General features: G+C 44.9%; 19 protein-coding genes. 7 read left to right on the top strand and 12 right to left on the bottom strand.

Annotated features, from left to right (window positions below; translation table 11 throughout):
• Positions 1 to 209: 209 nt before the first annotated feature.
• A complete protein-coding gene (locus D1814_RS03460; protein ID WP_118490119.1) occupies positions 210 to 1,121 on the top strand; it encodes an ExeA family protein in 912 nt (303 codons plus the stop codon).
• Positions 1,114 to 2,289, top strand: coding sequence for a general secretion pathway protein GspB (locus tag D1814_RS03455; protein WP_118490118.1), 1,176 nt, complete (start codon positions 1,114 to 1,116; stop codon positions 2,287 to 2,289). Before D1814_RS03460 ends, D1814_RS03455 begins: the two co-directional genes overlap by 8 nt.
• Positions 2,290 to 2,413: 124 nt before the next feature.
• Here the strand turns inward: D1814_RS03455 and D1814_RS19525 are convergent, their stop codons facing one another.
• The 7 genes from D1814_RS19525 to D1814_RS03425 all read right to left on the bottom strand — a co-directional run bounded on the left by D1814_RS19525 (position 2,414) and on the right by D1814_RS03425 (position 9,811).
• A complete protein-coding gene (locus tag D1814_RS19525) occupies positions 2,414 to 3,178 on the bottom strand; it encodes an HD-GYP domain-containing protein (protein ID WP_232368968.1) in 765 nt (254 codons plus the stop codon).
• Positions 3,179 to 3,338: 160 nt separating this feature from the next.
• A complete protein-coding gene (locus D1814_RS19520) occupies positions 3,339 to 3,611 on the bottom strand; it encodes a DUF3391 domain-containing protein (protein WP_232368967.1) in 273 nt (90 codons plus the stop codon).
• 338 nt (positions 3,612 to 3,949) lie between these two features.
• Positions 3,950 to 4,555 (bottom strand): 3-isopropylmalate dehydratase small subunit, encoded by a 606-nt coding sequence (gene leuD, locus D1814_RS03445; protein WP_118490117.1) that lies wholly within the window; start codon positions 4,553 to 4,555, stop codon positions 3,950 to 3,952.
• Between the two features lie 3 nt (positions 4,556 to 4,558).
• The gene (gene leuC / locus D1814_RS03440; protein WP_118490116.1) at positions 4,559 to 5,959 is read right to left on the bottom strand and encodes a 3-isopropylmalate dehydratase large subunit; all 1,401 of its coding nucleotides are present in this window, start codon (positions 5,957 to 5,959) and stop codon (positions 4,559 to 4,561) included.
• Between the two features lie 9 nt (positions 5,960 to 5,968).
• Positions 5,969 to 7,066 (bottom strand): 3-isopropylmalate dehydrogenase, encoded by a 1,098-nt coding sequence (gene leuB / locus D1814_RS03435; protein ID WP_118490115.1) that lies wholly within the window; start codon positions 7,064 to 7,066, stop codon positions 5,969 to 5,971.
• Positions 7,067 to 8,626 (bottom strand): 2-isopropylmalate synthase, encoded by a 1,560-nt coding sequence (leuA, locus tag D1814_RS03430; protein ID WP_118490114.1) that lies wholly within the window; start codon positions 8,624 to 8,626, stop codon positions 7,067 to 7,069.
• Positions 8,627 to 9,055: 429 nt separating this feature from the next.
• Positions 9,056 to 9,811, bottom strand: coding sequence for a hypothetical protein (locus D1814_RS03425; RefSeq protein ID WP_118490113.1), 756 nt, complete (start codon positions 9,809 to 9,811; stop codon positions 9,056 to 9,058).
• Positions 9,812 to 10,333: 522 nt separating this feature from the next.
• On the opposite strand from D1814_RS03425, the gene D1814_RS03420 reads away from it, so the two are divergent.
• Positions 10,334 to 13,291, top strand: a complete 2,958-nt coding sequence (locus D1814_RS03420) for a TonB-dependent receptor (RefSeq protein ID WP_118490112.1) — start codon at positions 10,334 to 10,336, stop codon at positions 13,289 to 13,291.
• 195 nt (positions 13,292 to 13,486) lie between these two features.
• On the opposite strand, the gene eno is transcribed toward D1814_RS03420, so the two are convergent.
• The 3 genes from eno to mutS all read right to left on the bottom strand — a co-directional run bounded on the left by eno (position 13,487) and on the right by mutS (position 19,248).
• Positions 13,487 to 14,779, bottom strand: a complete 1,293-nt coding sequence (eno, locus tag D1814_RS03415; protein ID WP_118490111.1) for a phosphopyruvate hydratase — start codon at positions 14,777 to 14,779, stop codon at positions 13,487 to 13,489.
• 59 nt (positions 14,780 to 14,838) lie between these two features.
• Positions 14,839 to 16,470, bottom strand: coding sequence for a CTP synthase (locus D1814_RS03410; RefSeq protein ID WP_118490110.1), 1,632 nt, complete (start codon positions 16,468 to 16,470; stop codon positions 14,839 to 14,841).
• A 156-nt stretch (positions 16,471 to 16,626) separates the two neighbouring features.
• A complete protein-coding gene (gene mutS, locus D1814_RS03405) occupies positions 16,627 to 19,248 on the bottom strand; it encodes a DNA mismatch repair protein MutS (protein WP_118490109.1) in 2,622 nt (873 codons plus the stop codon).
• Positions 19,249 to 19,393: 145 nt separating this feature from the next.
• Between mutS and D1814_RS03400 the strand changes: the two genes are divergently transcribed.
• The 4 genes from D1814_RS03400 to D1814_RS03385 all read left to right on the top strand — a co-directional run bounded on the left by D1814_RS03400 (position 19,394) and on the right by D1814_RS03385 (position 23,407).
• The gene (locus D1814_RS03400) at positions 19,394 to 19,933 is read left to right on the top strand and encodes a CinA family protein (RefSeq protein WP_118490108.1); all 540 of its coding nucleotides are present in this window, start codon (positions 19,394 to 19,396) and stop codon (positions 19,931 to 19,933) included.
• A 120-nt stretch (positions 19,934 to 20,053) separates the two neighbouring features.
• Entirely contained in the window at positions 20,054 to 21,100 is a 1,047-nt protein-coding gene (recA, locus tag D1814_RS03395; RefSeq protein ID WP_118490107.1) for a recombinase RecA, read from the top strand.
• Positions 21,101 to 21,405: 305 nt separating this feature from the next.
• On the top strand, positions 21,406 to 22,227 hold the full coding sequence (locus D1814_RS03390) for an ATP-binding cassette domain-containing protein (protein ID WP_118490106.1): 822 nt from the start codon (positions 21,406 to 21,408) through the stop codon (positions 22,225 to 22,227).
• Complete coding sequence (locus tag D1814_RS03385) at positions 22,211 to 23,407, top strand: ABC transporter permease (RefSeq protein WP_118490105.1); 1,197 nt, start codon at positions 22,211 to 22,213, stop codon at positions 23,405 to 23,407. Before D1814_RS03390 ends, D1814_RS03385 begins: the two co-directional genes overlap by 17 nt.
• A gap of 153 nt (positions 23,408 to 23,560) precedes the next feature.
• Here the strand turns inward: D1814_RS03385 and D1814_RS03380 are convergent, their stop codons facing one another.
• Both D1814_RS03380 and D1814_RS03375 read right to left on the bottom strand, forming a co-directional pair.
• Positions 23,561 to 23,878 carry an EscU/YscU/HrcU family type III secretion system export apparatus switch protein gene (locus D1814_RS03380; RefSeq protein ID WP_118490104.1) on the bottom strand — a complete coding sequence of 106 codons (318 nt, stop codon included), beginning with the start codon at positions 23,876 to 23,878 and terminating at the stop codon, positions 23,561 to 23,563.
• A gap of 11 nt (positions 23,879 to 23,889) precedes the next feature.
• The gene (locus tag D1814_RS03375) at positions 23,890 to 26,442 is read right to left on the bottom strand and encodes a flagellar hook-length control protein FliK (protein ID WP_118490103.1); all 2,553 of its coding nucleotides are present in this window, start codon (positions 26,440 to 26,442) and stop codon (positions 23,890 to 23,892) included.
• Positions 26,443 to 26,554 lie beyond the last annotated feature (112 nt).

The raw sequence follows: 26,554 nt of genomic DNA, 5'->3' as shown, positions 1-26,554 counted from the left end.
CGATTTTTTTGTCAGTAATACTTTTTAGATTGGGAATACATCGACTTTTGACACGTAACTAAAATCAACCTTCCCAAGGTTACATTGGCGCAGTATAGCAATGTTACAAATAAAATTCGTAGCCACATCGTTATGCGCTTTCACTTCAAGGTTGCGTCTGGTAGTTTAATCGTCGTTAAAAATTAAAACAGATAGGCGCTCCAGCAACCATGTATTTGAACTACTTCGGGTTAAATGACAATCCTTTTTCGATTGCGCCTAACCCCGATTATTTGTATATGAGTCCAAGGCATAAAGAGGCATTGGCCCATTTGACCTTTGGCCTTAGGGAAAGCGGTGGTTTTGTAATGCTCACAGGAGAAGTGGGCACAGGGAAAACCACAGTTTCAAGAAAATTGTTGCAGCAGCTACCAGACAATACTCAGGTAGCTATGATCTTAAACCCTACCTTATCTGCCCTTGAGCTATTAGCGACGGTTTGCGATGAGCTAGGCTTACCCTATACACCTGAAAAAGCGAGCCTTAAGTATTTCACCGATTTAATTTTGTCTAAACTAGCAGAGAATCACAAGGCAGGGGTCAACACGGTACTTATGGTAGATGAAGCACAACATCTACTTCCTGAAGTATTAGAACAGCTTCGCTTACTGACTAACCTTGAAACGAACCGTGAAAAGCTGTTGAAGGTCGTATTGATTGGTCAACCTGAATTACAGCAGCTGTTAAAGCGTAACGAGTTGCGTCAGCTGGCCCAACGCATTACAGCTAGGTATCACTTACTGCCTTTAACAGCGCCAGAGGTAAGTGCCTATATTGCCCATCGCTTGAGCGTAGCCGAAGGTGATATCAGTATTTTCAGTAAGTCTACCTTACGCGCGGTGCATCAAATTACTGGTGGAATTCCAAGGGTAATTAACTTGCTGTGCGATAGGGCGTTAACCTTATCTTTTACGAAGCAGCATGCGGTCGTACAAAAGCCTATTTTTTTGGCCGCGGCCGAGCAAATTTTGGGTGAAGATGTCGTCAGCCAGCGCGTGCAAAGCCAGCGTAAATGGTATTTAGCATCGGCATTTGTTTTAGCCATTATTTTTGGTTACGGATTAGGGAGCTTGTATGTCTAATATCGTTGCCATTGAAAACCTAACGCCCGGCATGGTGATTGTTCAAATTACCAAGCAAAATGGGCCGGTTAAAATTAGAAAGTCGGGTTTAGTGACAAGCGATGCTATGGTGCAGGGCTTGTCTGAAATGGGTGTGCAAGAGGTCGAAATAGACCCTGAGCAAACGGTGGAAATAGCGCCTGCGACAACGCATCACAGAACGCAAACCCAAGCTTTGCTTCGCGGAGATCACGATACAAGCGCCACATTTGATAAATCCCTTAATGAGCAGTTTAATCGCAGTTTGTTTTTGCCAACGGTAGAAGGATTACCGTCGGCGTGGAAGCTGTACACTAAGCAAGTTGCGCTTTTTGCGGTAGTTATACTTGGCGGCTTATGCATTGGCTTTTCCGCAGCCACAGCCAAGCGCTGGTGGCCTATGTTAACGGCGCCCGCAGCGGCACCTACGGAAGCATCCGCAGCTGCCGCTCCAAAGGAAGACAAAAGCGAAGGCGCTTCGGAGCTAGTCGCTACACAAAAGGGTAGCGAAATACCCGCTATTTCGGAAAATCAAAGTGAACAAACACAACCTACAGTCCAGACAGGCACACAAAGTGGCAGTTCGAATGTTCCCAAAGACGAAGCTAGAGAAATAATAGCTAATACGCCCTCTTCTAGCGAAGTAGACATTGAACCAGATACCGAAGTTGACGCACCTGGAAACAACCAAATCGATGACAAATTAGTGGCTACACAGAATGATAATTCAAGGAAAACTCTGTCTTCGCAAGATTACGAAGGCAAAGTGTTAAACGAATCCGAAGCTCAATCTGACGTATCGGTGTCGCCAGAGCTTATGGCGCGCTTTAACGCTGCTGTTGCAGCACTAGACTCAAAGGCGCAAGATAATAAACCCGCCGAAGAGGAGACCATAGTCACGGTTAAAGACGACCTCCCTCGTGTCGATCAGTTGCCCGTTCGCTTGTTAACGCGCCTTCCTACGATGAATTTTAGTGCACACATGTATGCTTCTCGACCAGCCGATAGGTGGGTCAGAGTAAATGGGCGTCAGATAGGCGAGGGCGACTGGATTGCCGATAGAGTGCAAATTGTGAATATTGAAGCGCAGCGCGTGGTACTTTCCTTTGAAGATGAAATTTTTACCATGGCGGCATTGACTGACTGGTAGCTGCTCCATCGCTCGAAGTAAAAATAATAGTTACACAATAAACGGATGCTATGCATTGAAAAGGCCCTTAATCTAGGGCCTTTATGCAGTGTTTTGCTTTTCCAATAGTGGGCCTAAAATCGGCCTATAAAGGCATTTGATTCACAAATACGTCTTTGAAGAATTTTGGCAGGTTTAAGCTGAACTCTTCTGGGCGAACCCCCGATATAATTTCATCATCATATTGGCTCAAATCAATCCGTTTCACTTCGTTAAAGTGTTGCGAGGTAACGCTGTAGAAAGTCATAACGTGAGGGCTTACTGGATTTTTCGGATTAATTTTACTTACGATCCCTAACTTGCCGCTTTTAAGGCGAACCAATGAACCTACAGGGTGCACACCAATACATTGTATAAACTGCTTCACCAACTCCTGATCTAAGTTCTCTGTCGCCGTAAGGCGTTTAAGTGCTTGTGTAGGAGTAATGCTGTTTTGATGAATGCGGTTAGATGTCATGGCATCGTAAGCATCCACGATAGCGGCAATACGGGCGAACTCTGAAATCTCGTCACCTACCAGCCCTTTAGGATACCCACTACCATCAACGCGTTCGTGATGCTGTACAATGATGCGTAGTGACAGGTCAGAAATATCACCGCATTGTTCGACTAGCTCTGCACCAATCTCTACATGGGTTTTCATTACTTCCCAATCGTTGCTAGAAAATTCACCTGTGTTGTTGCGAATTTCATCTGGTAGCGAAGACATGCCGATGTCCATTAAAAGAGCGCCCAAACTCACTTGCTCAGTTGTGTCTCTGTCATAGCCTAGAAATTCACAGAAAATACCGCTTAGTACACCGCAGTTGATGCTGTGTTCTAAAAGGTATTGGTCTGTATCTTTGATCATGGTAAGGCAGCTGAGCGCGTCCTTATTATCAAATACACTTTCTATGAGACTTTGGGATAGTGACTCCATGGGAGAAAGATCGGTAACTGCACCTTTTTGAAGTGATTTTAGAAAGCTGCTCTGTATGGTAAGCGCACTATTGTATAGTTCACTCGCCTCGTTAATTGAATCGCGGCCCTACTGGCTTAACCGGTGTTTTTATAGCCTTTGGTGTTTCTTCTTTTGATGGCTCAGACGTTTCTGGCGCTTTAAGAGGTTTTGACTTGGCTAGGTCTACTTCTACCGTAAGAATTCCCTTAGCTCTAAGACTATCAATGATGGCTTGAGTTTTTACAATGCCTTTAGAGCGCATTTTAAGTGAACCCGTTTGTTCAAGTACTTGATTGACGTACATCCCAGGCTGCAAATCATCAATGGGTACCTGTTCTAACATTATTTCTCCTGTACGGCACAGTATTGCCATAGCCTTATACTACATTAGAGACAAATAATACGTTATTCCAGTGGAAAAAGTGAGGGGTTTATTAACCTTTAGTATAGTTAAGTCGTGCTGTTTCCATCCATATGCTTTTCATGCAGGCACTCAGAAAGTAGACAAAACGTTAGTTCTTATCATGCAGCAACATTTAGGATATAGCCTTAACCCACCTCGACGCAGCCAAAAGTTTAGATAAATGCTTAGAAGGAAATAATAAAAAAGCGCTACCTTGCGATAGCGCTGTTTTTCAAGTTCGAGACGTTTTATGTTTTACGTCATACGTTATTTAGCGGTTACAACCAAGCTGGCTGCTTGCCTTCAAAAGCTTCAATTGTACTCGCAAGCTCCAGTGTTTGACCGATGGCATCTAAACCCTTAATCAAGTTGTTCTTGTGGTGCTCTGCAATATCAAAGCTGAAGCTAGTGTCGTTAAAACTTACGGTTTGCGCGGGAAGGTCAACAGTAATTTTGGTTGATGGCTCAGCTTTTACTGCCGCGAACAAAGCGTCCATTTGTTCGCTAGATAGCGCAACGGGCACTAGCTGATTGTTAATGCAGTTGCCGTAAAAGATATCAGCAAAGCTGGTGGCAATCACAGTTTGAAAACCAAAATCGGCCAATGCCCATGGCGCGTGTTCACGACTAGAGCCACAGCCAAAATTCTCTCGCGCTAACAAAATGCTCGCACCTTCGTGCTCAGGCTTATTAAGCGCAAAAGCCGGGTTTGGCTCTTTCTCTTCTAAATCCAAATAGCGCCAGTCGTGAAACAAATGTTTACCGTAGCCTGAACGTGTAACACCCGTTAAAAACTGTTTCGGAATTATTTGGTCGGTATCGACATTGGCCTGATCAAGTGGCGCAGCAATGCCTGTGTGTTGTGTAAAACCCTGTTCAGACATAACTTACTCCTGATAATCTCTAACGTCAGCAAAGCGACCGGTAATTGCCGCAGCGGCAGCCATTGCTGGGCTTACTAAATGAGTACGTGCTCCACGACCTTGGCGACCTTCAAAGTTGCGGTTACTGGTAGAGGCACATCTATCGCCTGCTACTAGTTTATCGTCATTCATACCAAGGCACATAGAGCACCCTGGCAAACGCCATTCAAAACCTGCATCAGTAAAGATTTTATCTAAGCCTTCAGCTTCTGCTTGGCGTTTAACATTACCAGACCCTGGTACAACAATAGCTGTTACTGAATCAGCGACTTTTCCGCGCTTGGCGATTTGCGCCGCTGCACGCATGTCTTCAATACGACCGTTGGTACACGAGCCGATAAATACGTGGTTTACAGTAATATCGGCAAGCTTTTCACCAGGTTTTAAACCCATGTATTCGAGTGCTTTTACCGCGCTTTCTTTTTCAATCGGGTCGCTGAAATCTTCAGGGGCTGGTACCGGTGTGTTTACGCCAATGACCTGGCCTGGGTTAGTACCCCAAGTAACCTGAGGAGCAATATCTGCTGCTTCAAGCTCAACCACAGTATCGAAGGTGGCGCCTTCTTCGGTATAAAGGGTTTTCCAATAAGCGACGGCGTCTTCCCAGTCTTGGCCTTTCGGTGCGTATTCGCGACCTTCAAGGTAGGCGAATGTTGTTTCGTCTGGTGCAACAAGGCCAGCTTTTGCGCCAGCTTCAATACTCATGTTGCACACCGTCATGCGCTCTTCCATGCTCAAACCACGGATAGCTTCACCTGCGTATTCAATAACATGGCCAGTAGCCCCAGCGTGACCAATTTTTCCAATAATGGCAAGAATGATGTCTTTTGCGGTAATACCTACAGGAAGCTTTCCATTTACGTTGATAAGCATGCTTTTAGCACGGCTTTGTTTTAGCGTTTGCGTAGCTAGAACGTGCTCTACCTGAGACGTACCAATACCAAAAGCCAGTGCACCGAATGCCCCATGGGTAGCCGTATGTGAATCACCACATACAACCGTCATACCCGGCTGAATTAGCCCTAGTTCAGGCCCCATAACGTGCACAATACCTTGCTTTTGGTGACCCACTGGAAATAGCTGAATGCCGTGATCTTCACAGTTTTTTGCCAAGGTTTGTAGCTGAAGTGCATTGGCTGGTCCACAGGCATCGATAGCCAGAGAGCGGGTTGAGATGCTGTGGTCCATGGTGCCAACCGTGCGATCGGGGCGACGCACTTTGCGGCCTTTTTCGTTAAGGCCAGCAAATGCCTGAGGTGACGTCACTTCATGAATTAAGTGGCGGTCGATATAAATTAAGCTGTCTTCACCGATTTGGTCAATAATGTGGGCTTGCCACACTTTGTCATATAAGGTCTTGGCCATGAGGTTATTTTACTCCTGCGCCATTAATTGTTTTACGATTTCATCGCCAACTTGCGACGTGCTTGCCGCCTGGCTGCGCTTTTCTGCTGGTAGTAACTCGCCTGTAAGTACACCTGCTTCTAGTGTCGCCACCACTGCTTTTTCAATAGCGTCTGCGGCATCGCCCAAGTTCATGCTAAAACGTAGCATCATGGCGGCTGATAAAATTTGAGCGATAGGGTTAGCAATGCCTTGGCCAGCAATATCAGGCGCTGAACCGCCGGCTGGCTCATAAAGGCCGAAGCCTTCTTCGTTCATACTTGCCGATGGCAACAAGCCCATAGAGCCTGTCATCATGGCACATTCATCAGAAACGATATCGCCAAAAAGGTTTGAACATAGCATTACGTCAAACTGTGCCGGGTTCTTCATGATTTGCATAGTGGCATTGTCGATGTAAATATGGTCAAGCTCTACATCTGGATAGTCTTTTGCAACTTCTTCAGCAATTTCACGCCATAAACGGCTGGTAACCAATACATTAGCTTTATCTACTGAGGTAACTTTACCGCGCCGCTTTTGGGCTGCTTCAAATGCCGCAATAGCGATTCGGCGAATCTCGCGTTTGCTATAGCGCATAGTGTCATAGGCGAATTCTTCTTCACCTTCACCTTCACGACCTTTTGGTTGACCAAAGTAGATGCCGCTAGTTAATTCGCGAACTACTAAAACATCTACGCCTGATTTGGCAATGTCTTCTCGAAGAGGAGATAAGCTTTCAAGACCTGGGTAAATGCGAGCAGGGCGCAAGTTGCTGAACAGGTCAAAATGGCTGCGAAGGGTAAGCAGTGCTGCGCGTTCTGGGCGTTGTTCTAGCGGTAAAGTGTCCCACTTAGGGCCGCCGATACTGCCAAACAAAATTGCATCGGCTTGTTCGCAGCCCAGCAAGGTTTTAGAGGGTAGCGCTTCACCTTCAGTATCAATGGCGTAGCCACCTACAGGATACGCAGTACGGTTTAAGCTAACGTTAAATTTCTTTTCAACAGCATCTAAAACCTTATTGGCTTCCTGCATAACTTCTGGGCCGATACCGTCTCCGGCTAATACGGCAATTGAATACTGGCTCATTTATACTCCTGCAACGCGTTCTTGTTGATTTTTTTGCTGATCGATTTGATCGGCTAAATATGTGTTGTTTAATACAAAGATAAGGGCTTTTACGCCGGCCTCTACGATATCTGTAGCGAGGCCAATTCCATGGAAACGGCGACCTTTATATGTGGCTATAACGCTCACTTGTGCCAAGGCATCGGCACCTTCACCTTTTGAATCTAGTTTAAAGTCGACAACTTCTAAATCTTCGTGACCCAGTATAGACATAATGGCCTTATAAGCCGCATCTACAGGTCCGTTTCCTATGCTTGATTGGGTAATTTCCTCTGCGCCTACTTTCATTTTAACGGTGGCGCTCGGAATAATTTCACGTCCAGAATTCGCTTGAAGATAGAGTAGCTGGAAGTGCGCCTGGTCATGCTTTTGCTTATCGAAGAACAACAAAGCTTCAAGATCGTAGTCGTATACTTGACCTTTCTTATCCGCTAGCTTTAAGAAGGCGTCGTATACTGCCTCTAAATCGTAGTCTTCTGCTTTATAGCCAAGTTCAGTTAAGCGGTGCTTAATAACGTGGCGGCCAGAGCGAGACGTTAGGTTTAGATTATTCTTATTAATGCCCACACTTTCCGGCGTCATAATTTCATAGGTATTTTGCGCTTTTAAAACACCATCTTGGTGAATACCAGATGAGTGACTAAACGCATTGGCACCTACAATGGCTTTGTTGGCCTGAACTGGCATATTACAAAGCTGGCTAACTAACTTAGAGGTGCGAGAAATTTCAGTGGAGTTGATATTGGTGTCAATGCCTAACATGCTCTTACGGGTTTGTAAGATCATGGCTATCTCTTCAAGCGATGCATTACCGGCACGCTCTCCAATACCGTTAATCGTACATTCTACCTGTCTTGCACCTTGCTCAACGGCTGCCAACGAATTTGCTACTGCTAAGCCCAAGTCGTTGTGACAGTGAACGGAGATTGTCGCTTTGTCGATGTTGGGTACGCGATTGAACAATTGCTGAATAATGCCGCCGAACTCTGTAGGTGTTGTGTAGCCTACGGTGTCTGGAATGTTAACCGTTGTCGCCCCAGCGTTAATAGCTGCTTCAACCATTCGGCATAAGTAATCGATATGGGTCCGGCCGGCGTCTTCGCACGAAAACTCTACATCGTCAGTGTACTTACGAGCATGTTTCACTGCAGCCACTGCCATATCTACAATTTCATCTTGTGATTTACGAAGCTTAGCGCCAACGTGAATTTCCGACGTTGCGATGAAGGTGTGAATTCGGAACTGCTCAGCAACGCTTAATGCTTGACCACAGGCATCAATATCGCCAGGTAACGCACGAGATAGGCCACAAACGACAGAGTTTTTAACCTCTTTGGCAATCATTTGTACAGAACGAAAGTCGCCCGGCGAAGACACAGGAAAGCCTGCTTCAATAATATCTACGCCTAAGCGTTCGAGCGCCAGCGCGATCTGTAATTTCTCTTTGGCACTTAGGCTTGCAGGTAAGGCCTGCTCACCGTCTCGCAATGTGGTATCAAAGATCTTCACTTGATTTGTCATGACGCTCTCTCAGTTGAATAGTTAAAAAAAAACCCGTGCTTGGCACGGGTTTTAGTGATTTTGAATCGCTGGTCGCAATCTACCCGTGCAGTCTGGCTGCCATAAGGAGTAGAGATAGAAGAAGAAAACGGATACGCATTTGCTGTTGTTTCTTTGCTGACCAAGTTGATAGCGACAATGTACCCATGTGGCATGAAGAGGTCAACCATTGTTTACGATAATGAGTATATTTTTCGCGTATAAAAGCTATCTTTTGATTATTTAGGATGTATATCCTAATAATTGTCGTTTAGAGCAGGGGGTGGGCAGTCTTCAGTGCAATCTTCTACAATTTACGCCATCTGATTAAGGTGGGTTAGGACAGGTATACTAATAAAGTCAATAAGATGGTTTTTTATTCTTGAAATATCATGCAAAAAAACTGAATAATTATTGTTTGTTTCGCGTTGAAGTGAGATTTTTCCAATTGACCTGAGTGGACAAGCGCATCTCTCTTAATGAAAGAGAACGCGGGCTAGTTTTTGATTTGTAGTTCCACATATGACCGCAGCAAGCACTACTTATTATGGCTTTAGTAGGTTTTAACAACGTAAGTGTTGTGCTTGATAGTTGGCACGAAGAGAATACACTTTTTGAAATTTCGTCAATAGGTTGAGTGATAATAGTATCTTGTGTCGCACATTTTTTAGTTAATTGGCCTTCACCTATATCGAACCAACCATGCTTATTCAAATGAATCCTATCTTTGGACTCGCGAAACATATCAATAGAGTCAAGTTCAATCGTAAGTCCTTCAATGCTTTGAACGAGTACAGGAACAACTAAACCATAATCCGTATTCTTCTTGAACCATTGCACACATTTTTCATTATCTTGCGTTAAACCAGGACATTTGCTCGGTTGCTTACAAAACCAGCTTCCGTTATGCGTATCGACTTTAAGCGTAGGGGGCAATTGAAGTTGCGTAACCATATAGCGAGCTACGCTTCGAATATGATAGGGCAGGCCGCCCATTCGACGTTTCAACATTGATGCATTGTTTGTGTTCAAATGAGCAAGTGTTAATAATTCTCTCTCATAGAGCGCAGTACAAATTTCTGTGAACTGCGCATGGCTTCCACCTAACTCACCCGATTCACTGAAAAAGCCTGCTTGAGATCGAGAAGAAGGTTTCTCTGATGTCATTACTTATCTGCACATGTGTTTGATTATTGTTTAACCGTATCAAGAAACGACAATAAGCGCCACATAGCTATTTCAAAAGCCATTGCCGCAATTGAGCCGAGCGATTAACAATTCTAAGTTTTGCACTTACTTTTTAACAATTTGTTGGTGAGAGACCAGTTTACCACAAACCTGTATTACCAATTATGTTGCATAACCTAATGGGCGAGTAAGTACTATTAAACGTTGATAAATTAAACTGTGAATAATGTAAGTCATTGAAATATGGCGTTTATAACCCTGTTTTTGGGTCGTTTAAGCATAGCGATTCATTCTCTATAAATATTGGTAATGCCAAAAATATAAACAAAATTGACCATTTTTTAACATTTTGTGTTGACCAATGTAAAAACTTGTCTTACTTTTGTAACGGTCTTGTAAAGTAGGTGTAAGGCAAGTTTGCAGGGCGGGTAAGTTGCAAATCAATTAAGCGGTAAGGAATGAGTGATTAGACATTCCTCAATCCTTAAGAGGAAAACACACATGGCACACAAATTATCAAAGATTACACTTGCGGTACTTTCGGCTACGACACTAAGCCTGACCGCATCAGTAAATGCGCAAGAAACACAGCAAGAACAAAACGAAGATGTAGAAGTCATTGAAGTATCGGGTATCCGAGCGTCACTCGCTAGCGCAATGAATGAAAAGCGCTTCAAGAATAATCTTGTTGAGGTTATCGAAGCAGAAGATATTGGTAAGTTACCAGACCAGAACTTAGCAGAAGTGCTTGAGAATATCACCGGTATTCAAATTACTCGTGAAGCGGGTGTTGGTACAGGCGTACAAATTCGTGGTACAGATGCTAACCGTACAGAAATTAACGGTGTTTCAACAGTTGGTTCTGGTGCAGGTCGAAGCGGTATTGATTTTGAAGACGTTTCAGCCGCTATTATTGCTGGTTTGGAAGTGACTAAGTCGCCAGACGCAAAAACGATCGAAGGCTCAGTGGGTGGTACGATTAACCTGAAGACAATTCGCCCCTTACAGCTTAATGAACAGCTCGCAGCGTTTCGCGTACAAGGCGAAAACAGTAGCTTAACAACTGACAGCAACTTTCAACCTCGTATTTCGGGCACGTTTGGCGATAACTGGGATACCGACCACGGCACCATTGGTGTTGTTATAAGCGGTAGCTATGCACAACAAGATGTTACCGCGTTTCGCCCTCGTGCTGATAGAGATAACTTAGTTGCATCAGATAGTGGTGTAGCGAGCGCACAGTCTTTCGACTTTTTGCCTATCCAATTCTTTGTTCAAGACTACGATAACTTTGAATACGAAACTAAAAACCTAGTGGGTACTATTGAATGGGCGCCGAATGACAACACTAAGGTTTTCTTTGACGCCATTATTAATGATCAAGAGCGTCTGCAAGAGAGTTCTCGTGTTCAAGCATCGGGTGTAAGTGCGTTAAACGATGTATCTGTCCCAGATGAGTTTGAAACCATTAACTTTGGTTCACTGGGTGGAACTAACTTAGGGTCTATACAAGCTGCTTTACGTGGCGTTATTCCTATTGATTTAGAAAACGATGACGACGATCCAAATCTACGTTTGTCAACAGATACAAACTCTCGCGTAACGAAAAGTGAAATTTTTCGTCTAGGTGGTGAATGGCAGGGCGAAAAGTGGAACGTGTTTGCAGAAGTAGCGTCTTCCTCGTCTGATACTACTACACCAAGCTTCAATACAACGCTTAACTTCATTAACCCAAATGTTCCTCTTGACCCAGGCGGTGCGAACGACAATGCAGTGCCGTTCGAATATGATTTGACGGGTGGAGCTTTAACCTTTGGTATTGCTGATGGTGCTGAATACGCCCCAACCGTAGATCAATTATTAGACCCCTACAACGTAGTACTTCGTGACGTGAATATTGGTCGCGACGTTGTTGAAAATTCTGAAGATGCGTTCAGAGTCGATTTCACTTATTACGTCGACTCACTTATCACATCGGTTGATTTTGGCTATCGTTACAACAAGTCTAGCAGTATGATGCAGGACATTAGCACTAGCGTTGGTCTGCGTTCGATGGAAGATAGTCCGCGTGGTGACCTCTTCTCTAATTTGCTAGTGGCTGGCCCCGACAACTTCAACGAAGCTGATGGTCGAGAGTTATACGTAAAGGACTTTCTTATCATCGATCCTGAGCTAGTCTCTTCTGACCCAGATGCTGTATTATCAACGTTGCAAGGTGCGCTAGAAGCACATGGTTCTACACGGTCACTAAGTCAACCAACAGCAAGTTCGTCAGGTTTCTTTGATATCGAAGAGGATACGCACGCACTTTATGCTCAAGCTAACTTCGAGTATGAAATGTTTAGAGGTAACTTCGGTTTTCGTTACGTTCAAACTGACATAACTTCAACGGGTAACTCAGTGACGGAGGATGACGCTGGTAACGATGTTGTCTCTACAATTGTATCTGAATCTGATTATAACTACTTCCTACCACGTTTTAACTTAGTTGCTGATGTGGCGGATGATGTTGTACTAAGGTTTGGCGCGGGTAAAGATATTCGCCGTCCTAACTTTGATGATCTTTCTACATCGGTAACATTCAGTACTAGCCCTAACCCGAACGTAGCTATCGGTAATCCTAACTTGAAACCTGAAGAAGTTATTTCTTATGACATAGCCGCTGAATGGTACTTCGCTGAGGCGAGCGTGTTGAGTGTGGGCTTTTTCCACAAGACGCGTAAAGAGTTACACGTAGACCAAATCGTAAGTGCATATGAGGACCCTACAACAGGTTACCGCGATCTAACTGACCCATGTGAAGGTGGTGGTATCTTCAACCCTATCGCTGATATTAACGTATTTGGTCCAGACCTAGGTACAGGTGTTTGTGTTGGTACAGAGACGAAAGTGAACGATTCTGCTGAAACAACACAAAAAGGTATCGAAATCGCTGTGCAATATGACCTTTCCAGCTTTGAACAAGAGCTCGGATGGGCATCAGGTTTCGGTGTACTTGCTAACTACACAATGCAAGAGTTCTCTGGTGGTGAGTTGGAAAACTCGGCGACAAGTCGTGCTGACGCCGTCTTCGCTGCGACTACGGGGGTCGAAGATATCGACGTAACCGCAGTGCAAGGTTTACTAAATCTGTCTGAAAATGCTTACAACATTACGCTTTACTACGAGAAGTTTGGTTTGTCTGCTCGTATGCGCTACACATGGCGTGAAGCTTATCGTACAGATGACTTCGGTAGTACATCTAGCTTCCCGTGGGGGTTCCCTGCGGTACAAGCTGACCGTGGTCAGTTAAATGCAAGTGTGACTTACGATGTTAACGAAAACCTTAATATTGGTGTTGAGGCAGTAAACATTACTGAGTCTGAAGTAGAGCAGTACTGTGTTAACGAAGGCTCACTTCTGTGCTTCCAAGGTCTTACTGACCGAAGAATTACTGTAGGTGCAAACTATCGTTTTTAATTTGTAAAACAACTGCCGTGGCACGCGGCAGTATATACACCCTGGATCACAAAGTGTGGTTGTGATGTGTGCATTAGCCCTAACGCCAGTTAGGGCTTTTTTTTGTTTGCCAGCTTCGCTGGGCAAACAAAAAAGGCACCGCGAATTACGCTGGTGCCTTTCAACAAAGCTAGTTAAACCATATTTGGCTTAAGCTTATTGACCTTTGATTTCGGTAAGGCCTTTATAAGTAGCTGCGTCACCTAGTGCTTCTTCAATGCGAAGAAGTTGGTTGTACTTAGCAACACGGTCAGAACGACATAGTGAACCCGTCTTAATTTGGCCCGCCGCTGTACCTACTGCTAGGTCAGCAATGGTCGCATCTTCAGTTTCGCCAGAACGGTGAGAGATAACCGCTGTAAAGCCAGCGTCTTTCGCCATCTTAATTGCGTTAAGGGTTTCAGTTAATGAACCAATTTGGTTAAACTTGATAAGGATTGAGTTACCAATACCGTTATCGATACCACGCTTAAGAATTTTAGTGTTAGTTACAAACAAGTCGTCACCAACTAGCTGTACTTTGTCACCAATTTTCTTGGTTAGGCTTGCCCAGCCGTCCCAGTCGCTTTCGTCCAGGCCGTCTTCAATTGATACAATTGGGTACTGTGCAGAAAGATCAGCAAGATAGTCGCCAAACGCTTCTGAATCGAAGCTCTTGTCTTCGCCAGATAATACGTATTTGCCTTCTTTGTAGAATTCAGACGCCGCACAGTCTAGTGCTAGCGTGATGTCTTCATTCATTTTGTAGCCAGCATTTTCAACGGCTTCAACGATAACAGCAAGCGCTTCAGCGTTTGAGCTAAGGTTAGGGGCAAAACCCCCTTCGTCGCCAACTGCTGTGTTAAGGCCTTTAGCAGAAAGTACTTTCTTAAGAGCGTGGAAGATTTCAGCGCCCATACGTAGTGCTTCTTTGAAGCTCTTCGCGCCAACTGGCTGCACCATGAACTCTTGAATATCTACGTTGTTGTCAGCGTGCTCACCACCGTTGATGATATTCATCATAGGTACTGGCATAGAGTATTGACCAGATGTACCGTTTAGGTCTGCAATGTGCTCATAAAGCGCTACGCCTTTTTCCGCCGCAGCCGCTTTAGCTACAGCAAGAGATACTGCAAGAATTGCGTTTGCACCAATTGTTTCTTTGTTTTCTGTGCCATCAAGGTCAATCATGATGCCGTCGATATCAGCTTGTGCTAGAGCATCTTTACCGATAAGTGCAGGCGCGATGGTATCGTTAACTGCTGCAACTGCCTTTGTTACACCTTTACCTAGGTAACGAGACTTGTCGCCGTCGCGTAGTTCTAGTGCTTCGCGGCTACCAGTAGAGGCACCAGATGGTGCAGCAGCTCGGCCCATTACGCCCGATTCTAAATATACGTCTGCTTCTACAGTAGGGTTACCGCGTGAATCTAAGATTTCGCGTCCGATAATGCGACTAATTTTCGCCATGTTTTTTCCTCAACAATTGAATGGGGCGCAACGGGAGAGAGCGCCCCTTTTATTAGAAATTAGTGATTTTCTTTCTGGTATTTGCCTGCCGCAGCAACGAAACCAGTAAACAGTGGGTGTCCATCCCGAGGAGTTGATGTGAACTCAGGGTGGAATTGGCCCGCAATGAACCATGGATGATCAGGGATTTCCACCACTTCTACAAGTCGCTTGTCAGTGGACAAACCACTTACCTTTAATCCCGCCGCTTCAATTTGGTCGCGCAGGTTGTTATTTACTTCGTAACGGTGACGGTGACGCTCATAAATCTCGGCATTGCCGTACATCTCATGAACTTTTGTACCTTCGATAAGATGGCAAAGCTGGCTACCTAAGCGCATAGTGCCGCCCAAGTCGGACGTTTCGGTACGTACTTCAGTGGTACCCGCAGCGTCTAACCACTCGGTAATAAGACCCACGACAGGATAAGGTGTGTCTGGATTAAATTCAGTACTGTTCGCGTTTTCCATACCTGCCACATTACGTGCATATTCGATAAGCGCGACTTGCATACCTAAACAAATGCCTAAGTAAGGCACCTTGTTTTCACGGGCATAACGGGCTGCTGCGATTTTACCTTCAATACCGCGTTCACCGAAGCCGCCAGGTACTAAGATAGCATCTAACTGCTCTAGGATTTGTGTACCTTTGCTTTCCACATCTTGTGAGTCGATGTGATGAATGTTCACGGTAAGACGGTTTTTAAGACCAGCGTGCTTAAGCGCTTCATTAACCGACTTATAAGCGTCTGGCAATTCAACGTACTTGCCGATCATTCCGATATTTACTTCAGCCGTTGGGTTAGACTCTGCGTAAAGTACTTGTTCCCACTCAGATAGGTCGGCCTCATTGCACTCAAGACCAAAGCGATCTACAACCAGCTGGTCCATACCTTGCGCTTTAAGTGCAGCAGGAATACGGTATATGCTGTCTACGTCTTTAAGTGAAATAACGGCTTTATCGGCTACATTGGTGAACAGCGCGATTTTAGAACGCTCACTAGCCGGTAATGCGCCAACTGAACGGCACACAAGAATGTCTGGCTGAATACCAATAGAACGCAGCTCTTTTACCGAGTGTTGCGTAGGCTTAGTTTTGACTTCGCCTGACGCGGGCATATAAGGCACTAGCGTTAAATGCATGAACATAGCGCGTTCACGGCCCACTTCTGTACCAAGCTGGCGAATTGCTTCCAAGAACGGTTGTGACTCGATGTCACCAACGGTTCCGCCCACTTCAACGATAGCCACATCGTGACCTTCAGCACCTTCAATTACGCGGCGCTTAATTTCGTTTGTGATGTGAGGGATCACCTGAATAGTCGCACCTAAGTAATCACCGCGACGTTCGCGCTTAAGTACTTCTTCATACACACGACCAGTAGTGAAGTTGTTGCGCTTTGTCATGCGGGTGCGAATAAAACGCTCGTAGTGACCAAGATCCAGATCGGTCTCGGCGCCGTCATCAGTAACAAATACTTCACCATGCTGGATAGGGCTCATAGTGCCCGGGTCGACATTGATGTAAGGGTCGAGTTTTAACATGGTTACGGTGAGACCGCGAGCTTCCAGAATTGCGGCCAGCGATGCTGCAGCAATACCTTTACCTAGCGATGAAACTACACCACCTGTGACGAAAATATAATTTGTCATGCGAAACCTAGAACGTTTGGGTTGTATGGTAAATATAGGCTGAGTTTAGAACAAAACCAGCTACACTTTGGACGGGGCGATAGTATACGCAAAATCATGTGGGCAGACAATCAATTTGCCCACATGATGCGCAATTTATACGCGCTTAAGCTTGGTTTAAGACTGGCTTAGGCGCTTAAGTGTGTAAATAAGGTCTAGCGCTTGGCGCGGTGATAGCTCATCGGGCGATAAGTTTTCAAGTGTCTCTACTACTGGATGCGGTTTATCGGGAAATAGCATTTCTGCTTGGCCTTTAGTATTTGACGTGGCTTTTCCTGAGGCGCTGGTTTTACTTAAACCTTTTGACGAGCTCTTTGGTATAGAAGACTCACCGTTGGCTTTCTCTGACCCACTTTCGGTGCTGGTCATAAGATGTGAAGATTCTAATACGGCAAGCTTCTGCTGTGCTGCTTTTATTACCGCTTTAGGAACGCCTGCAAGCTGGGCGACCTGTAAACCGAAGCTTTTGCTCGCCGCACCTTCTGATACCGTATGCATAAAGCGAATGGTATCTTCAAATTCCATCGCGTCTAAGTGCACGTTCACTACGCCACTTTGCGTTTCTGGAAGCTCAGTAAGCTCGAAGTAATGGGTAGCAAAAAGCGTATAAGCGTTTAGCTGCTTTGCCAAGTAACTTGCGCAGGCCCAAGCTAGTGATAATCCATCATAGGTACTGGTGCCGCGACCAATCTCATCCATTAATACCAATGAATTTTCTGTGGCATTATTGAGAATGTTCGCTGTTTCTGTCATCTCAACCATAAAGGTTGAGCGACCTGAGGCTAAATCATCCGATGCGCCAATACGCGTAAAGATGCGATCAAGCTTTCCTATGTGGGCGTTTTCAGCAGGCACAAAGCTACCAATACAGGCTAACAATGCAATGAGCGCGGTTTGGCGCATGTAAGTTGATTTACCGCCCATGTTAGGACCGGTAATGATTAACATGCGGCGCTCGGAATCAAGCTGAAGTGGATTAGCAATGAAGGGGTCTTTCATCACATTTTCAACAACAGGGTGGCGACCAGCTTCATAAGTAAGCGCGCATTCTTGGCTTAAGTTCGGACGATACCAGTCAAGTGATACGGCGCGTTCTGCAAAACAGCACAGCACGTCAAGCTTGGCAAGCGCTGCGGCGGTTTCAATTAAATTATTCAAGTGCGGTGCAAAGTTGTCGAATAAGGCTTCATAAAGCTGCTTTTCAAGAGCAAGCGCAGCGCCTTGGCTGCTTAATACTTTATCTTCGTGCTCTTTAAGTTCGGGCGTTATATAACGTTCAGTATTTTTAAGCGTTTGTCTTCGAATATATTCAGCGGGCGCTAGAGCACTGTTCGCCCGGCTAATTTCAATAAAGAACCCGTGAACTTTGTTATAGCCCACTTTTAGCGTAGAAATGCCCGTGCGCTCGCGCTCACGTTGCTCCATAGCGTCTAAGTAGTCGGTAGCACCTCGTGAAAGTTTACGCAATTCATCAAGTTCGGCGTTGTAGCCCTCGGCAATCACGCCGCCATCCCGTATTACCACTGGCGGGTTATCAATAATGGCATCGTTTAACAGCGCTTGAAGCTCTGGGTAAGTGCCAATGGTTTCGCTGATACTTCTAATTTGCCCTGTATCGAACCGAGCTAAGGCATCTTGTAAATCAGGCAGCGCGTTAAATGCATTTTTCAGGCGAGCAAAGTCACGAGGGCGCGCAGAACGAAGGGCTAAGCGGGCCATAATACGCTCAATATCACCAATGTGTTTTAGCGCTAGTCGAATATCTTCAGGGTCGTCGTTAATGAAAGTTTCAACAGCATCAAGACGGCTGTGCAGTTCATGCTGGTCTGTTAAAGGCGAATGAATAACGCGCTGTAGCATACGGCTACCCATGGCGGTGGTAGTGGTATCCATCACGCTGAACAGGGTATTTTCCTGTCCACCCGATAAATTATGAGTAAGCTCTAAATTTCTGCGGGTGGCGGCATCAAGCTGCACACGGCTATCTTGCTGCTCGGTTTGAATGCGTCGTATATGTGGCAATGCCGTGCGCTGAGTATCTTTGACATACTGTAAAACACATCCCGCTGCGCCTAGGCCTTTTGTTATACCTTTTACTCCAAAGCCGTCTAACGTTTTGGTTTCAAACTGAGCATTTAGCTGTTCGGTGGCAGTATCGATGTCGAATTCCCACTCAGGGCGGCGTCTAAGCCCTTTACGATTTTCAACCAGAGCTAAACTTTCAAACCCTTCAGGGTAAAGGAGTTCTGCCGGGCTAACGCGCTGAATCTCTGCCAATAGGCCTTCATCACTATCACTTTCGAAAATAACGAACCTGCCACTGGTGACATCTAATGTGGCTAAACCATAATGCATACTATGACCGCACACCGCCGCAAGAATATTGTCGCGACGCTCTTCTAGCAGCGCTTCGTCTGTAACCGTACCGGGCGTAACAATGCGCTGCACTGCGCGTTCAACGGGGCCTTTACTGGTGGCAGGATCACCAACCTGTTCACAAATGGCAACCGACTCGCCCATTTTGACTAAGCGCGAGAGGTAGCTCTCCACCGCATGGTAGGGCACTCCCGCCATAGGGATTGGCTCGCCACCAGATTTCCCTCTTGCTGTTAGCGATATATCCAGTAATTCCGCAGCTTTTTTGGCATCGTCGTAAAACAACTCGTAAAAGTCACCCATGCGATAAAACAATAAAATATTCGGATGCTGCGCCTTAATAGTCAGGTACTGGCGCATCATAGGAGTATGTGATTCCAAAAAAAATGCCTCTGCGAATTTGTTGCTGGGTTTAATGCCTGTTAAGGGGAATAAATGATAAACTCACGCCCACTAAGATCAAGCGAAGATCTGATAAAGCACAACAGGTGTAATTAGGTATATCTAAATGAGTACAACATTTTCAACTGATTCGACGGTAAACGCCAGCCCTTTAAAGCTTGATAGCGCATTATCTGCGCAAGTTCAGGCACTAGGAGATGCACTTAGAGCAAAAGATTGGAGTGTATCTAGTGCAGAATCCTGTACAGGTGGGGGGATTGCCTTTGCTTTCACCAGCGTTTCGGGAAGCTCTGACTGGTTTAATCAATCTTGGGTGACCTACTCAAATGATGCGAAGCAGAACATATTAGGCGTTACCGAGCAGACGCTTAAAGAGCATGGTGCAGTGTCGAAGCAAACGGTAAAAGAAATGGCAGAAGGCGTGCGACGCAATAGCGGCGCGCAGCTAGCTGTGACCGTAAGTGGCATCGCCGGGCCTGGCGGTGGCAGCGAAGAAAAGCCAGTAGGCACGGTGTGGTTTGGCTTTTTATGTGTTCAGAAAGATGAACAAGTTAAAAAGGTGTTTAGTGGTGATAGAGACGAAGTGCGAGAGCATGCTATTACCTTTGCCATAACGCACTTAGTTAAAATGTTGAGCAAAATTTAAAAACACTGGTTGAAACTGTATGCTTGTACAGTATAGAATGTGTTCATTATTTGGTAATTTCATACAATATATGGAAACCACCAAGAAAGAATTTAACCGCAAATCCTAGAGGATACATACGTGGACGATAACAAATCAAAAGCTTTAACCGCCGCAGTTGGCCAAATTGAAAAGCAATTTGGTAAAGGCGCTATTATGCGCTTAGGCGACAACCAAGCCATGGATATTGAAGCGATTTCTACTGGCTCACTAACCATTGATATCGCTCTAGGTATAGGTGGTTTACCTTGTGGACGTGTAGTAGAAATTTACGGTCCTGAATCGTCAGGTAAGACAACGCTAACGCTTCAAGTTATTGCTGAAGCGCAGAAGAAGGGTAAAACCTGTGCGTTCGTAGATGCTGAGCATGCTCTAGACCCAGTATACGCTGAAAAGCTCGGTGTAAACATTGACGAACTATTAGTTTCTCAGCCTGATACTGGTGAACAAGCGCTAGAAATTTGCGATATGCTAGTACGGTCAGGTGCGGTAGACGTTGTTATTGTTGACTCGGTAGCAGCACTTACACCTAAAGCGGAAATTGAAGGTGACATGGGTGACTCTCACGTTGGTCTTCAGGCCCGTCTTATGTCGCAAGCGTTGCGTAAGCTTACAGGTAATATCAAGCGCTCAAATACACTATGTATCTTCATTAACCAAATTCGTATGAAAATTGGTGTAATGTTTGGTAACCCAGAAACCACTACTGGTGGTAACGCGCTTAAGTTCTACTCATCTGTACGTTTAGACATTCGCCGTATTGGCGCAGTTAAAGAAGGCGATGAGGTAGTAGGTAACGAAACTCGCGTGAAGGTAGTGAAGAACAAGGTTGCGCCTCCATTTAAGCAAGCCGAGTTTATGATCCGCTACGGTGAAGGTATCAGTAAAGAAGCTGAACTTATCGACCTTGGTGTTAAGCAGAAGCTTGTTGACAAAGCTGGCGCTTGGTACAGCTACAAGGGTGATCGCATTGGTCAAGGTAAAGCAAACGTAATGAAGTACCTTAAAGAACACCCTGAAACAGCCAATGAGATCGAAACAAAGATCCGTCAAGAACTGTTGCTTTCTAAAACCATGCAGGCTGAAGAAGCATTGCCACAGGGCGAAGACGACGTACTTCCTGAATAATATAGGTTTTACAAGCGTGTTTAAAAACCCACCGAAAGGTGGGTTTTTTTATGCCTTTGCTACGCAGGGTATATTAAGAAATATTTACTAACACTTAATATCCGGTTGAAACTTGTACAAAAAATAAAAACAGGGAATGCTGTAATAAAGTACGATAAGCGAAGACTAAAAAGAAAGGTTGGATTATGGTGTATTTCCAAGGTTCAACTTTTCAGAATATAAATAAGGAAAATTTGCGGCTACAGCAAACAATGCCTTAAGCAACGATTAAAATTGAGAATAGCTTACATCAAGAGGGAAAGGGAATGATTGAAATATCAGGTCTCGCTAAACGCTTTACGGTGGAAAACCCGAAAAAGCTTAGCGAACAAGAGAAGAAGGATCCGCGTTTAAAAGGGCGTTATTTTCAGTCAGTAAGGGATGTGTCTTTTACTTGCGAAAAAGGTCAGGTTCTGGGACTTCTAGGGCCTAATGGTGCAGGTAAAACCACTACATTGCGTATGCTTTCAACAGCGCTTAAACCTGACAGCGGTAAAGTGCTTATAGGTGGCGAGGACGTACTTTCTAACCCAAACATTGCGCGAAAAAAGATTGGTTTTCTTTCCAGTTCAACGGGTCTATACGGCCGTTTAAGTGGGCGTGAAAATATTAGCTACTTCGGTGAGCTACACGGCATTTCAAAAAATGTGATTAATGCACGTATTGAAGAGTTAGCTGACTTGCTCGATATGCAAACCTTCCTTGATAGAAGAGCTGAGAATTTCTCATCAGGCATGAAACAAAAAGTGTCGATTGCCCGTGCGGTTATTCACGAGCCAGAGTTGGTTGTTCTCGATGAGCCTACAACTGGCCTTGATATTATGGCGACTAGTACCGTAATGGAATTTATCCAACGTCTTAAGGATAAAGGTACACCGGTAATTTTCTCTACCCACCACCTCGACGAAGTACAAGCTCTTTGTGACAAAGTAACAGTCATTAATCAAGGAGAAACAGTATTTAACGATTCGCTTGCCGCCTTTAGTGCACTTTCTGGTAATGGTGCAGAGGCTGGGCAAATGCATAAGAGCTTCCTAAAAACACTTTCAATGGATTCTGAGGAGATGGGCAATGTGGTTAATCTTTAAAAAGGAGTTCAAAGAGCTATTGCGGGATAAGAAAACCATCATATTTATGATTGGTTTACCACTTTTATTATTCCCTGCCATCTTTGGGGTGGCATTCTTTTTTATGAGTTCAGCGGCGGACAAAGCGGAAAACGCGGTGTTGAAATACGCGATTGTTGGCGAAACCTATGCACCGGAAATTGTACAGTCTTTTAATGATGCCTCTGATAAATTCGAGCCAGTTACGATTGGCGATGAGATTGACTATGCCAAACTCATTAAAGACGAAACGTTAGACTTCGTGTTGGTTATACCAGAGAGTTTTGACAGTGACGTATTAAATTCAGGGCAACACAAGATTCAGCTTTATTTAAACGATGCAGGCCTTAACAAAGTTATGGGGCGTGTTTCCGACATAATTGATGAATATACCGATGCATTTCAGCAAAGTGCGTTTGCACAGCTAAACCTCGATGAAACTCAGCAGGAGGCTTTACTAAAGCCAATCAAAATAGAAAAGCAAAATGTGGCGGATGATCGCGAAGTGTGGGGTGAACGCTTAGGCGGTATGTTGCCCTACTTCATTTTTATTTTGTGTTTACAGGGCGCAATGGCACCAGCAGCAGATTTAGGGGCAGGTGAAAAAGAACGTGGTACTTTAGAAACCCTGCTTATATCGCCAATGGACCGTCACAAGTTGGTATTAGGTAAGTTCTTTACGGTAGCCACCGCAGGCATTGTTACCGCGCTAATAACGGTGTCTTCCATGGCCATATGGGGTCTAGTGCTATCCCAGGGCATGGCTGTTGAATTTGTCGTTGAAATTATGTCAATGATAGGTCTTGTAGACTTCTTGCTAATTTTCTTGATGTTAGTACCTGTAGTGGCAGTTTTTGCGGCAGTATTATTATCGCTATCGATCTACGCTCGCTCTTTTAAAGAAGCGCAAAGCTACATGGGTTCACTAATTATGGTAGTTATTTTCCCTGTAATCATTGCGATGATGCCGGGGGTAGAGCTTAAAGGAGGCTGGGTTTGGGTGCCGCTTACTAACGTTGCCCTTGCCATGAAAGAGCTGTTCAAAGGCACCATGGACTACTTTGCACTATTTGGCATATTCACGTCTACGGCGGTGATTGCGACAGGTCTAATTTTCTTTTGTATCCATTGGTTCAATAAAGAAAAAGTCCTGTTTAGATAAGCTCACAAACATCAATTTAATACCAAAAGAGCTCGCTTAAATCGGGCTCTTTTATTTTAAAGAGGAAAGGTGCACAGTAACGAACTTACCTTTAACAATCACTTATGAAAAAGAAAAGGGCAGTTTGGCGATATAAATGGTTATTTTTTATCCTCACACTTCAAAATCCACTCGTTTGATAATACCTTCCCACCCAGGGGGGATTTTCCCCTGCAATACATATGAGTAAGCAAGAAGTTCAGCAATGACGAAATACAGTGACTCGGGTATGTCTTGCCCTACATCTAACGTGGTAAGAACTTCACTTAAATACGGGTCTTCATGAATAAGTATCCCAGTTTCTTCAGCCATGGCGATTATCGCCTCAGCTAAGTCTCCATAGCCTTTAGATACTACTTTCGGCGCGTTTTTCTTGTCACCGCCATCGTATTTTAGGCCAATAGCGCGTTTTGTCTTTTGAGAATCAGTCATACACCTTCTACCTAAACCCTAGTTTCAAATATCTGGTGAGGGCGTGTGTTTAACGTTTCAGGGATATGGCCTCGCTGGTAACTTGTATTTTCAACCACAAGCCCGAGAGAGGAAAGGCGCTTATGCAGATAGGGTAGCGTATCACCAATACGCCTAAGCACTTCATCGTTCGATGCGTATAAATCTAAAGTAATCGTGCTTTTATCAATCTTTGACTTCGCCAATACTTGCCCGCTATCTCCAATGTCCAGCTTCATCGTGATATTCCAAAGCGAGCGTTGGCCCGCCTTTGCTTGTTTATTGTTTTGCCCACCCTGGTCACGCTTTATTAAGAGCTCGGGCGGACTGTGGTGTTGTGAAAGCGACGGTAAAACGTAATAGAAACTATCTTGTCCTTGAATGCGAGAGTCGACACTTGCTACTTTGCTTTGCTGATGACTGCTAAGCAAGGTTTTAAGTTGAGAAAGCAACTGCTGGCGCCCGTCTAACTGGTTCATGTCTTGGCTAACGCGACTTGGTTGCGTGGTCACTCCCATATTCGATAGCGTTTTTGAAACGATAGAGTCGGGAGCATCTATTTGGGTTTTTAAGCTAGGCTGTTTTTGCATGGCTCGGCCTGCTAACGCCAACTGAACTAACGCAACCATGCCTTGTACGAAGCTTGATGAACTTACAGGCGACGTTAAATTAATCGGAGTAGTTACCAAGGCTTGTGTTGAGATAAGCTGCTGCAAGCGTTGAGATAAACCCTGGTCGTTCATGTCTTGTGAGAGTTTTTTAGGTCCGTTATTAACGTCGTTGGTAGCATTTACGCTCTCTCCCATGAAGCTTTCGCTTGCTTTAACGCCAGCAAGAGGCTTATCGGTGTCTGAAATAATAGGGGGAGCATCTGCGCCCTTACTTTGAATTGCCGTCAACTGCTGAGCAAAACTACTTAGTAAATTATTTGATAACCCTTTTGCTTGTGCGCTTAGAGACTGAGCTAGGGAGGCGAGTGATACAAAGGATGGCTTACTTCCACTATCCCTTCCTTGCATTCCCATCGTTTCTTCTGACCCATTGGTCTTAGATTGTTTAGCCGCTTTTGCCGCCGCCATCAATTGCTCGATAGTAGGCTTGGGAGGCCCGATAAAGTCACCATTAACCGCTCTGGCTTGCGAAGGTTTGGCGTTAAGCGCATCAAGGCCTTTTAGCTGCTGCAATATCTTATCAATATGCTGTACTTCAGGTGTCTTGGTCGCACCGGCATCTTGCAATAACTTTCCGTTCTCAACAATAGTGACAAGTTGGCTTAACGCTTGGTTTGTATTGCCCGTTTGACTGAGTAAGACTCGAGAAAGGGCGGTGATTGCCCTGTGCACATCCGAGCCTTTTAGTGATGTGGGGGCTTCTTTATCAATATGTGCGCCAGTAGATGTAATACTACCAGCACCTCTATCTAATCCTGTTTCTGTCCCTTTTGCGGTTACTGTGGGAAGTTGTGACAGATCGAATTTGTTTACCTGTTCTGCCTTTAAAGAAGGAATAGATATAGAAGGCGCGCTGCTCTGAGGCAAGTTTATTTGGACTAGCGGGCTTTGTTGCGCTGTACGTATCGAAAGCTTGTTATCAATCAAGGTTAGCGCAGATACAGCTTTTAGAGCGTCCGGTTTGGTATCTGAACTTTTTATTACAGCATTAAGGCTTGGAGGGTTATTGGAATTGCGCTCAATTGCCACGCCCCCTTGCCTAATCGCATTCGCAATAACTTGTTGTTGTAAGTTGGTACTTACATTTTTATGTGTAATGGTGGCAAAATTACTGACATTAACTCTCGGTTCATTGCCTGCTTTTGAAAGTTCCTGAGAAATCCGAAGTGTGATACTCCCATTGCTTGCTCTACTTAGCCCTACTACAACCTGCTGGCCAAGCAACTTTTGAAGTGCCGATTTAGCAGCACTATCTAGCTTTTCAGTACTTATCTCACTAAGCGGTACGGCGTTATTTTTCGAAGTATTAACCATGAGCTGCCCGAAGCTCTCGCTTTTTGTTGAAATAGCGAGTTCACCTTTGAGGGTGACAGCGGCATTATTTTCAGCGAGCGTCTTTGCCACAGCTTTGAGCAAATCTGCTTTATCCGGAGCCGTTAATACGACGTTCTGTTGCGACAAACTCGTGGTAAGCAACACAGCACGCTGAGCACCAGGTTTTTCGGCTAGAGTACTTTGAGGTAAAAGAGCGAGCTGCGCGTTGCTAATTGCTTGCTTTGACAGTTTTGCATCTATCTCGGCAGGTAGGGCAACATTAAGTGCTTGTGCAGCTGAAGCTGCGCTACTTGATGAGTTGCTATTTACCGGGGCGCTTATTGCTAATACCCGTTCGGGCAAACGTTCAACTATTACTTTAGCGGCATTATCTAACGCGGCTGCCTGAGACAATGCGGCATTAGTAATAGCGGGAGACGAACTTCCTTTTTGCCCTTGAGCCGCAGCGTTTACACTTCCTGCTTGTGATAAGGATGCAGAACCAGAGCCTGAAGGTGGATTCGAAGCGGCTGCCAATAGAGATGATAATGGTGTTGTCATGATTGTGATATCGGCACGGTGGCGCTTTTCCTTACTATTTTAAGTATAGCAAAGCTATTAAGGGCTGTTTTCCTATTAACGCAGGACTACCAATAGCACAGAGAAAAACGTC

Origin of the sequence: Alteromonas sp. BL110 (assembly GCF_003443615.1) — a bacterium.
Classification (GTDB): Bacteria; Pseudomonadota; Gammaproteobacteria; order Enterobacterales; family Alteromonadaceae; genus Alteromonas.
Note: the sequence above shows the minus strand (reverse complement) of the source record. Positions and strands in the feature narration are given on the sequence as shown.

Coding starts and splice junctions, on each gene's coding strand:
- leuB (WP_118490115.1), bottom strand. CDS start 7,066: ATGAGCCAGTATTCAATTGCCGTATTAGCCGGAGACGGTATCGGCCCA.
- leuD (WP_118490117.1), bottom strand. CDS start 4,555: ATGTCTGAACAGGGTTTTACACAACACACAGGCATTGCTGCGCCACTT.
- D1814_RS03390 (WP_118490106.1), top strand. CDS start 21,406: ATGATTGAAATATCAGGTCTCGCTAAACGCTTTACGGTGGAAAACCCG.
- D1814_RS03385 (WP_118490105.1), top strand. CDS start 22,211: ATGTGGTTAATCTTTAAAAAGGAGTTCAAAGAGCTATTGCGGGATAAG.
- D1814_RS03410 (WP_118490110.1), bottom strand. CDS start 16,470: ATGACAAATTATATTTTCGTCACAGGTGGTGTAGTTTCATCGCTAGGT.
- leuC (WP_118490116.1), bottom strand. CDS start 5,959: ATGGCCAAGACCTTATATGACAAAGTGTGGCAAGCCCACATTATTGAC.
- eno (WP_118490111.1), bottom strand. CDS start 14,779: ATGGCGAAAATTAGTCGCATTATCGGACGCGAAATCTTAGATTCACGC.
- D1814_RS03375 (WP_118490103.1), bottom strand. CDS start 26,442: ATGACAACACCATTATCATCTCTATTGGCAGCCGCTTCGAATCCACCT.
- D1814_RS19525 (WP_232368968.1), bottom strand. CDS start 3,178: ATGATCAAAGATACAGACCAATACCTTTTAGAACACAGCATCAACTGC.
- D1814_RS19520 (WP_232368967.1), bottom strand. CDS start 3,611: ATGTTAGAACAGGTACCCATTGATGATTTGCAGCCTGGGATGTACGTC.
- mutS (WP_118490109.1), bottom strand. CDS start 19,248: ATGATGCGCCAGTACCTGACTATTAAGGCGCAGCATCCGAATATTTTA.
- D1814_RS03460 (WP_118490119.1), top strand. CDS start 210: ATGTATTTGAACTACTTCGGGTTAAATGACAATCCTTTTTCGATTGCG.
- D1814_RS03400 (WP_118490108.1), top strand. CDS start 19,394: ATGAGTACAACATTTTCAACTGATTCGACGGTAAACGCCAGCCCTTTA.
- leuA (WP_118490114.1), bottom strand. CDS start 8,626: ATGACAAATCAAGTGAAGATCTTTGATACCACATTGCGAGACGGTGAG.
- D1814_RS03380 (WP_118490104.1), bottom strand. CDS start 23,878: ATGACTGATTCTCAAAAGACAAAACGCGCTATTGGCCTAAAATACGAT.
- D1814_RS03425 (WP_118490113.1), bottom strand. CDS start 9,811: ATGACATCAGAGAAACCTTCTTCTCGATCTCAAGCAGGCTTTTTCAGT.
- D1814_RS03420 (WP_118490112.1), top strand. CDS start 10,334: ATGGCACACAAATTATCAAAGATTACACTTGCGGTACTTTCGGCTACG.
- D1814_RS03455 (WP_118490118.1), top strand. CDS start 1,114: ATGTCTAATATCGTTGCCATTGAAAACCTAACGCCCGGCATGGTGATT.